Genomic DNA, 9503 nt, shown 5'->3' on the forward strand with positions numbered 1-9503 from the left:
GGCCCGGAGCCGATGGACATCGTCATGCATCCGGATCCCCGCCTGCGGCAGCGCGCGAGGCCGGTCAAGCGGATCAACCGCAGCCTCAGAGACCTCATCGACCGCATGGCCGCGACGATGTACAAGGCCAACGGCATCGGCCTCGCGGGCCCGCAGGTCGGCGTCATGGAACGGATCTTCGTCGTCGACATCGGCGACGGGCTGAAGGAGTTCATCAACCCCGAGATCCTTGAGGCGAGCGAGGAACAGGTCGAGCTGTGGGAAGGGTGTCTCTCCATTCCCGGCCTGCGCGGGCTCGTGTCGCGCCCGGCCAGGGTGCGGGTCACGGCGCTAGACCGCCACGGACGGCGCTTCTGGGTGGACGCGGACGAATGGCTCGCCCGCGTGATCCAGCACGAGTACGACCACCTGGAGGGCGTCCTTTTCGTGGACCGCGCCAGCCGTGTCGTGGAGCTGCCGCCGGAGACGCGGCTCAAGGTCGTGTTCTTCGGCACGTCCGCGTTCGCCGAGACCGTCCTCGAGCACCTGATCGACCACGACGTCGTGCCAAGGCTCGTCGTGAGCCAGCCGGACCGGCCCCGCGGCCGCGGGCAGGCGGTCTCGCCGTCGCCCGTCAAGCGCCTCGCGCTGGAGCATGATCTGGACGTGGCCACGCCCACCCGGCTGCGGGACGAGGCGTTCGCCGGGCGCCTCAAGGCGCTGGAGCCGGACGTGATCGTCACGGCTGCGTACGGGCGCATCATCCCGGAGCCGGTGCTCGCCGTCCCCAAGCTGGCGGCCGTGAACGTGCACGCCTCGCTCCTGCCGCGCTGGCGGGGCGCCGCGCCCATCCAGCGGGCGCTCATGGCGGGGGACGACATCACCGGCGTGTCGATCATGCACATGGCGCCGGAGCTGGACGCCGGCGACGTGATCCTGCAGAAGGAGCTCCCGATCGAGGCCGGCGACGACTTCGGCTCCCTGCACGACAAGCTGGCGCGGCTCGGCGCCGAGGCGCTCCTGGAGGCGTTGCGGCTGCTCGCGAAGGGCGAGGCGCCGCGCGCGCCGCAGGACCCCGAGCGCGTCACGTGGGCTCCGCCGATCCGCCCGGAGGAAGAGTGGATCGACTGGTCGCGTCCGGCCGTCGAGGTGCGCAACCACATCCGCGCGCTCACTCCCTGGCCCGGGGCCCGCTGTCGCTACGGCGAGGCGACGTGGAAGATCGCGCGCACGGAGCTGGCCGCAGCCGGAGAGACCGGGCCGGGACAGCCGGGCGAGATCGTGGCCGTCCGGCCGGACCGCGGGTTCGCCGTGGCGTGCGGGGAAGGCGCGCTCTGGGTGACGGAGCTGCAGCCGGCCGGCCGGCGGCGGATGCGCGCGGCCGACTTCCTCAACGGCCACCGGCTGGCGACGGGCGAGCGCCTGTCCTCCGGTCCGGCCTAGACCGCCCCGGCCGAAGGACCGGCCGGGAGGCTACGGTCAGCGCAGGGCCAGCGTGCCGCGCTGGCGGCAGAAGCGCTCCATGAAGAGGAACATCCAGCGGCCCACGAAGAGGAGCACCACGGCCAGCACGCACAGGGCGCCGAACTCCCAGGAGATCGGCATGAGCGTGCGCGTGCCCATCAGGATGCCGCGCAGCCCGTCGATGGCGTAAGTGGTCGGCAGCGCGAGCGAGACGGCGAGCAGCGCCGGGGGCAGCACGACGACCGGAAAGTTCTCCCCGGACAGCACGCCGAGGAGGAAGCTCGACGTGTCGATGACCATGTTCGCCTCGCGCATGAGGAGCACGACGCCCGCCAGGCCGAACCCGAACCCGTAGAGTCCCAGCGCCACGGGAACCAGGAACCCCAGGCCGAGCCAGAACGAGCCCGTGGGGTGGAAGCCGAACAGCCACGCGGCCAGACCCAGCGTGACGATGAACTGGGCGATCGTGTACGTGAAGTCGAACAGGCTGATGCCCACGAGCTGCGCGAAGCGGGACGACGGCGTCAGCCAGTTCGCCTCGAGCACGCCCTGGTCCATCTGCTGCTTCAAGGCGAACCCCATACCCCACATCACGCTGCTCATCAGCCCGCCGACGATCGCACCCACGAGGAAGAACGTGGTGAAATCCCCCGAGCCCGAGTACGCCGCCAGTCCGGGGACGTGGCTACCGTTCGCAAAGGCCCGGCCGAGGAAGTACACGGGCGCCAGCCAGCTGAGGGGCTGGAACACGCTGTTCGTGACGAAGTTCATCGGGTATCGCAGGCTCTGCCGCCACCGTTGCCCGGCGACCGCCCACGCGACCCGTGCCGAATGACGCAGCGACGCCATCATGCCGTCATCCTCCCCGCCCTAGTACGTCGACACGGAGCCGAGCCGGCGCATGCGCCGGTCCGTCCACTGGAAGGCCGCGCGCCCTGCGGCCAGCAGCGCCGCGCCCCAGCCCAGGAGCCAGACGAGGTCGCCGCTGATGGAGCTCCACGACGCGCCGGCCACGGCCGTCTGGCGCAGGGCCGCGATCCCGTGTGTCAGCGGCAGCGCCCACGACACGCCCTGGAGCCAGACGGGCAGCACCGCGATCGGATACGTCATGCCGCAGAGGATGAGGAAGATCCCGCGGACGACCTGCACCATGCCGTTGACTTCCTTGACCCACACGACGAGGCTCGCGAAGAGCAATCCCAGGCCATACACCCAGGGGAAGTTCGCAAGAAAAGCGGCAAGGCTGGCCAGGGGGGAGCGGATGTGGAAACCGTAGACGACCATGAACAGGACGGACGAGACCACCATCTGCAGGAGCGCGATCGCCCCGTTCGCCACGCCGTCGCCCGCGAGGATGGCGAAGCGCGGCGCCGGCGTGAGCCAGTTCGCCTCCAGCGTGCCCCCCAGTTGTTCCTGCCGCAACGCGCTGCCCATGCTCCAGAGCGTCATGTTCACCCACATCCAGAGCGTCGTCCCCACGATGAGAAAGCCTTCGTAGTCGCCGACGCCGAGCGCCTGAACGTACGTCTGCGGCGTGGCGTCCGGCCCGGCCAGCGCACGGACGCTGAAGATGTACGCCGCCGGGAAGAGCACGGGCCACATGACGGCCCCGATCAGCCAGCTCGGGTACCGGCGGAAGATGATGAGCTCTCGCTTTGCGACCGCGGCGATCGCGCGCAGCATGTCGAACCTCCCTAATCCCTGAGCGCCCGGCCCGTGAGGTGGAGGAAGACGTCCTCGAGCGTGGGCTCGTCGATCTCCACCCGGTCGGTGCGCGCGCCCGCCGCGGCGGCGGCGGCGACCAGCGACGGCAGCGCGGTCCGAAGGTCGTCGCCCTGCACGGTGACGCGGCGCGGGTCGTCCGGCGCCTCGGGTTCGTCGACCTGCACGGCGGCCACGCCCGGGACGGCGAGCAACGCCTCGCGCAGGCGGCCGTCGCCGCCCGTGAGCCACAAGCGGACCACGGCGCCCCGGTCCAGCGTGGCCTTCAACCGCTCCGGCGAGTCCAACGCGACGATGCGCCCCCGGTCCATGATCGCGATGCGGTCCGAGAGCTCGTCGGCCTCCTCCATGTAGTGCGTCGTGAGGAGGACCGTGCGGCCCTCGGCCGCGATCTCCCGGATCACCTGGCGCAGGTTGTTCGCCGACTGCGGGTCCAGGCCGAGCGTCGGCTCGTCGAGAAGCAGCACGGGCGGGTTGGCGAGCAGCGCGCGGGCGATGGAGAGACGCTGCTTCATGCCGGTGGAGTACCGCTCGACCAGCTCGTCCGCGCGCGAGGCGAGGTCGAACCGCTCAAGGAGCTCCTGGACGCGGCGATGAACCTCCCTGGCCGGCACGTCGTACAGCGCGGCGAAGTAATGCAGATTTTCGCGCCCCGTCAGCTTCCAGTACAGGCTGCGCTCGCCGGCCAGCACGGCGCCCAGGCGGCGGCGGACTTCAGTGGCCTCGCGCACGGTGTCGAAGCCGGCGACGAGCGCGCGGCCGGAGGTCGGTTCGAGCAGGGTGGCGATCATGCGGATCGTCGTCGTCTTGCCGGCGCCGTTCGGGCCGAGGAGCCCGAACACTTCGCCCGTGCGGACTTCGAACGAGACGTCCTCGACCGCCACGAACCGCTCCGCGGGGCCGCGCCGCTTCCAGAACGGCTCGGTGCTGCGCTTCGGGTATTCCTTCCTGAGATGTTCAGCCACGATCGCGTGCATCGGTCACGCCCCTCCGCACGGGGATTCTTTCTAGAGCAGCCTGGTGACGGCTCCCATCTGACGACGAAGGTAAGTCACCATGTGAACGATGTCAATATCAAAGTCAAAAGTGTTGATAGTCAGGATCGCCGGTGTTGCCGCCTGGGCGGAGCGGTCTGCCCGCCGCAGGGTGCGCGTGGTACGATAATGTCGGCGTCTTGGGCGTACATGGCCTCGCTGGAGAATGGAGGTCGGGTCAAGGGATGTTCGTGCCGACGTTCGACTTCAACTACTGGATCCTGGTCGGCCCCGCCCTGCTCTTCGCGCTCTGGGCGCAGTCGCAGGTGCGGAGCGCCTACCAGACGTATGCCCGAGTGCGCACGATGTCCGGCTGGACGGGCGCGGACGTCGCGCGGGACCTGCTGCGCCGCGCGGGACTGCACAACGTCGAGGTGGAGCGGATCGGCGGCGAGCTGACGGACCACTACGACCCGCGCACGCGCACCGTCCGGCTTTCGGCGGGCGTGTACGACAGCCCTTCCATTGCGGCGGTGGGCATCGCCGCGCATGAGTGCGGCCACGCGCTGCAGCACGCGCACGGGTACGCGCCGCTGCACCTGCGGAACGCGATCATCCCCGTGACGCAGATCGCATCGCAGGCGGCGTTCCCGCTCTTCTTCCTCGGAATTGCGTTCCAGTGGGCGCCGATCCTCTGGATCGGCGTGTACCTCTTCCTGGCGGCGGTCCTCTTCCAGCTGATCACCCTGCCCGTCGAGTTCGACGCGTCCGCGCGCGCGCTGCGCGTCCTCGGCAGCGGAGGCTACCTGTCCGCGCAGGAGCTGGGCGGCGCGCGCAGGGTGCTGTCGGCCGCGGCGCTGACCTACGTGGCCGCGGCGCTCATGGCGATCATGCAGTTCGTGTACCTCCTCGGACTGGCGCGGCGCAACGACTGACGCGCCGGGTTCGACTTGCTTGCGCGGAGGCCGGGCCGCCGGTCTCCGCGCGTTTGTGGGCATCATCTGCTCGGGGGTGCGCCCGTGCGAAACGCCGAGCTTTGCGGCCCGCGCGACGCGGCGCTCGCCGCGCTGCTTGAGGTCGAGCGGTCCGGCCTGTCCGCGAAAGAAGCGCTGGAGGCGCAGTTCCGCCGCCAGGCGATGGGGGACGCCGATCGGGCGCTGGCGACCGCGCTGACCTACGGGGTGGCCCGCGAGCGGCGCGCGCTGGACGAGGCGCTGAAGCCGTTCAGCCGGCGGCCGCTCGGCCGGCTCGACCCGGTCGTCCGCGCGATCCTGCGGCTCGCCGTGTACCAGCTGCGCTCCCTCGACCGCGTCCCTCCGCACGCCGCCGTCCACGAGGCCGTCGAGCAGGCGAAGCGCCACGCGCCGCGCGGGTCGGAGGGATACGTCAACGCCGTGCTGCGCAGCGTGCTGCGCGCAGCGGGCAGTCCTGGCGAGGCGGTGGACGCGGGCGCGGCGCCGGCGGGCGCGGGCGCGACGCGGCCGTCGCGCGAGGTCGACGCGGCGCGGCGGCTGGCGGCGACGCACTCGTTCCCGCTGTGGATCGTGGAGCGGTGGTTGTCACGCTACGGGACCACGGAAACCGAGGCGATGCTGCGCGCCGCGAACGAGGCTCCGGTCGTCACGCTGCGCGTGAACCGGCGGCGGGCGACCGTCGCGCAGGTGCGGGAGAGCCTGGAGCGCGAAGGCGTGGAGGTCGAGCCGGCGCGGCTGTTTCCGGACGACGCGCTCCGCGCCCGCCGCACGCGGGGCCTGGCGCGCCTGGAGGCGTTCCGCCGCGGCTGGATCCAGGCCCAGGACGAGAGTTCGATGGTCGCGGTGGCCGCCCTCGACCCGCGGCCCGGGCAGTTGGTGCTCGACATCGCGGCCGCCCCGGGCGGCAAGGCCTGCCACATCGCGGAGCGGATGGACGACCGGGGCCGCGTCATTGCGAACGACAGCGACCCGTCGCGCGCCGAGCATATCCGGGAGAACGCGCGCCGCCTGGGTCTGGCGTCCATCGAGGTGACGACGGTCGACGCCCGCCGTCTTCCCGAGCGCTTCGCCGGCGCGGCGGACCGCGTGCTCGCGGACGTGCCCTGCACGGGCCTGGGCGTGCTGCACCGGCGTCCGGAGGCGCGATGGCGCAAGCGGCCGGACGATCCGCGCGCGCTTTCCGGCCTCCAGTACGAGCTGGCGGCCGCCGGCGCGGCCTGCCTGCGCCCCGGCGGCGTGATGGTGTACAGCACGTGCACCACGGAACCCGAGGAAAACGAGCAGGTCGTGGCGCGCCTGCTCGCGGAGCGGGATGACCTCGCCCTCGACGACCTTCGCCCCCACCTGCCGCCGTCGCTGCGCGGGGAGCCTTCGGCGGCGCGGGGGTGGCTGCAGCTGTGGCCGCACCGGCACGGCGTGGACGGTTTTTTTATCGCGCGGCTCGTCCGGCGGGCGTAGCGGGCAGGGCACGGCGGGAATGCGGCGAAACGATGACACTCATGGCCCGGGAGGCGTCGGCATGCGCAGTTTGAAGGACCTCTTTCCGGACGAGCTGTCCGCCGTCATGCGGGAACTCGGCGCCCCCGCGTACCGCGGGCGCCAGCTCTTCCGGTGGCTGCACGCGCGCGCGGCGACGAGCTTCGCCGAGATGACGGACCTCCCCGCCAGCCTGCGGGAGCTTCTCGCGGCACGGTACAGCGTGGGTTACGCGCCCGTGATCCTGCGCCAGGAGGACCCGTTCGACCGCACCGCCAAGTACCTCCTGCGCATGGAAGACGGCGCCGTGGTGGAAACGGTGCGCATGGAGTACCGCTACGGCGTCAGCGTGTGCGTCTCCAGCCAGGTCGGCTGCCGGCAGGGCTGCATCTTCTGCGCGTCGACCATCGGCGGCAAGGAGCGCGACCTGACGGCGGGCGAGATGATCGAGGAGATTCTCGCCGTGCAGCGCGACCTCCCCGAAGGTCGCCGCGTCGCCCGCGTCGTCGTCATGGGCATGGGGGAGCCGCTGGAAAACTACGATGAGGTCATGCGCTTCCTGCGCCTCGCCCACGAGCCGGACGGGCTCAACCTGAGCTATCGCCATCTCACCGTCTCCACGTGCGGCATCGTGCCGGGGATCTACCGCCTGGCGGAGGAGGGTCTGCCGATCACCCTCGCGGTGTCGCTGCACGCCCCCAACGACGAGCTCCGCAACCGCCTGCTGCCCGTCAACCGCCGCTGGCCCATCGCCGAGCTGATGCAGGCCGTGCGGGGCTACATCGCCCGCACCGGGCGGCGCGTCACGTTCGAGTACGCCATGATCCTCGACACGAACGATTCCCCGGAGCTTGCAGAGGAGCTCGCCGCCCTCCTGCGCGGCGTGCTCTGCCACGTGAACCTGATCCCGCTCAATCCCATTCAGGGCAGCCCCCTGGGCGCCACCCCGCGGCAGCGCATTCTCGAGTTCCGCGATATTCTTCAGTCGAGGGGAATTCCGACGACGATCCGCCGCCAGCTTGGACTGGCGATCGAGGCGGCCTGCGGCCAGCTGCGTCGCCGCGAGCTGAGCGGCGAGGCGAAGGCTCGCCGCCTTCGCGGCCCACTGCCGATCCTGCCGGAAAGGACCTGAGCCATGCGCCTGAGCGCGGCCTCCGATGTCGGTCGCTGGCGTCAACGCAACGAGGACGCGTACTGGGCCGGCCCGTTGTCGGACCGGGCGTGGGTGCTCGCCGTGGCGGACGGCATGGGCGGCCACCAGGCTGGGGACGTCGCCAGCCGGGTCGCCATCGAGACGCTGCGCGACTCGTTGCCGGAGGTCCTGGCCGCGGCGGAGACGCCCGCCAGCGGGCTGCGGGAGGCCATCGAGCGCGCCAACCAGCGCATCCTCGACCTCGGCCGGGCGAGGGGCGACCTGTACGGGATGGGCACGACGCTGACCGTCGCCCTGATCGAAGGGCTTGAGGCGTGGATCGGCCATGTCGGCGACAGCCGCGCCTATCTGATCAGGGACAGCGAGATCGTTCAGCTGACGGAGGACCACTCGATCGTCGGCGAGCTCATCCGCAGCGGCACGCTCGACGAGACCGGCGCCATGGTGCATCCGCAGCGCAACCTGTTGACGCGCGCGCTGGGGGCGCCGCTGCCGCTGGAGGTCGACGTACGGGGGGAGACTTTGAGGGCGGGCGACGTGCTCGTCCTCGCCAGCGACGGTCTCACGAGCCTCGTCAGCAGCGCCGAGCTCATGCGCATGGTCCGCGACGCGCGCCCGGCGGATTTCGGCGCCCTGGCCGAACGGCTGGTGGCGCTCGCCAACGAGCGCGGCGGCTACGACAACATCACGGCCGTGCTGGCGCGCGTGGAAGGTTGCGAGGGGGTCGGCGGATGATCGGACGGATCCTCGGCGGCAGGTACGAGATCCTGGAGCGCGTGGGCGGCGGCGGCATGGCCATCGTCTACCGCGCGCTGGACACGTTCCTCAACCGGCCGGTCGCCGTCAAGGTCCTGCGCCCCCAATTCGCGGCCGACGAGGAACTGGTCGCCCGCTTCCGCCGGGAGGCGCGCGCGGCGGCGAGCCTCTCCGACCCGCGCATCGTCAGCGTGTTCGACGTCGGCCAGGACGGCGACGTGTACTACATCGTCATGGAATATGTCGACGGGTCGACGCTCAAGCGGCGGATCCAGGAGGAGGGGCCGTTCGCCCCGGACGCCGCGGCCGAGGTGGCGAAGCACATCCTCATCGCGCTGGAGCACGCGCACCGCGCCGGCATCGTCCACCGCGACGTGAAGCCGCAGAACGTGATCCTCACGCGGGACGGCCGCGTGAAGGTGACGGACTTCGGCATCGCGCAGGCGGCGGGCGGCGCCACCCTCGTGCACACCGACAGCATCCTGGGCACGGCGCACTACCTCTCGCCGGAACAGGCGAAGGGGCGGCCCGCCGACGAGCGCTCCGACGTGTACGCCACCGGCATCGTCCTGTACGAGATGCTGGCGGGACGGCCCCCGTTCGAGGGCGACTCGCCCCTGGCCGTGGCGATGCAGCACCTGCAGGCCGAACCGCCGAGCCTCGCTGATTTCCGCGATGACGTGCCCGGGGACCTGCTCCACATCGTGTCGCGAGCGACGGCGAAGGAGCCCGTGCGGCGGTACGCGTCGGCGGAGATGTTCCGCCGCGACCTGGACGCGTTCTTGGCGGGACGGCCGTTGCCGTCCAGGACGGAGGGCGAGGAACCGGACGAAGGGGCCACGGTCGCGCTCCCGTCCGGCTTCCGCGCCACCGGCCTGGATCCGCGCCTGCCGGCGGACGCCGCGGCGGCGAGGGCGGCGCGGCCCGCAGGGGCGGGCGAAGGCAGCGGTGCGGAGGGCGGCGGCCGCGACCGCCGCGGCGGCGAGGGCGGCCGCGGGGCGGGGG

At 71.6% G+C, this 9503-nt stretch carries 9 protein-coding genes; 6 read left to right on the top strand and 3 right to left on the bottom strand.

Annotation, left to right across the window (positions count from 1 at the left end):
- The coding region (locus IRZ18_06755; GenBank protein MBX5476806.1) for a methionyl-tRNA formyltransferase at positions 1–1422 on the top strand (1422 nt) is incomplete at its 5' end.
- Positions 1423–1458: 36 nt separating this feature from the next.
- Here IRZ18_06755 and IRZ18_06760 read toward each other — a convergent pair.
- The 3 genes from IRZ18_06760 to IRZ18_06770 are packed head-to-tail and all read right to left on the bottom strand — an operon-like array spanning position 1459 to position 4142.
- Complete coding sequence (locus tag IRZ18_06760) at positions 1459–2295, bottom strand: ABC transporter permease (protein MBX5476807.1); 837 nt, start codon at positions 2293–2295, stop codon at positions 1459–1461.
- A gap of 18 nt (positions 2296–2313) precedes the next feature.
- Positions 2314–3126 (bottom strand): ABC transporter permease, encoded by an 813-nt coding sequence (locus IRZ18_06765; protein MBX5476808.1) that lies wholly within the window; start codon positions 3124–3126, stop codon positions 2314–2316.
- Positions 3127–3137: 11 nt separating this feature from the next.
- Positions 3138–4142 (bottom strand): ABC transporter ATP-binding protein, encoded by a 1005-nt coding sequence (locus IRZ18_06770; GenBank protein MBX5476809.1) that lies wholly within the window; start codon positions 4140–4142, stop codon positions 3138–3140.
- A gap of 242 nt (positions 4143–4384) precedes the next feature.
- Here IRZ18_06770 and IRZ18_06775 point away from each other — a divergent pair, with 242 nt between their 5' ends.
- The 5 genes from IRZ18_06775 to IRZ18_06795 all read left to right on the top strand — a co-directional run.
- Positions 4385–5074 (top strand): zinc metallopeptidase, encoded by a 690-nt coding sequence (locus tag IRZ18_06775; GenBank protein ID MBX5476810.1) that lies wholly within the window; start codon positions 4385–4387, stop codon positions 5072–5074.
- Between the two features lie 84 nt (positions 5075–5158).
- Positions 5159–6571, top strand: a complete 1413-nt coding sequence (gene rsmB, locus IRZ18_06780) for a 16S rRNA (cytosine(967)-C(5))-methyltransferase RsmB (protein ID MBX5476811.1) — start codon at positions 5159–5161, stop codon at positions 6569–6571.
- 61 nt (positions 6572–6632) lie between these two features.
- A complete protein-coding gene (gene rlmN / locus IRZ18_06785) occupies positions 6633–7721 on the top strand; it encodes a 23S rRNA (adenine(2503)-C(2))-methyltransferase RlmN (GenBank protein MBX5476812.1) in 1089 nt (362 codons plus the stop codon).
- A gap of 3 nt (positions 7722–7724) precedes the next feature.
- Positions 7725–8477 carry a Stp1/IreP family PP2C-type Ser/Thr phosphatase gene (locus tag IRZ18_06790; GenBank protein ID MBX5476813.1) on the top strand — a complete coding sequence of 251 codons (753 nt, stop codon included), beginning with the start codon at positions 7725–7727 and terminating at the stop codon, positions 8475–8477.
- Positions 8474–9503: serine/threonine protein kinase (locus IRZ18_06795; protein ID MBX5476814.1), on the top strand; the 1030-nt coding region annotated here is incomplete at its 3' end. The genes IRZ18_06790 and IRZ18_06795, both read left to right, overlap by 4 nt.

The organism is Clostridia bacterium (genome assembly GCA_019683875.1).
Taxonomy (GTDB): domain Bacteria; phylum Bacillota; class Sulfobacillia; order RBS10-35; family Bu92; genus Bu92.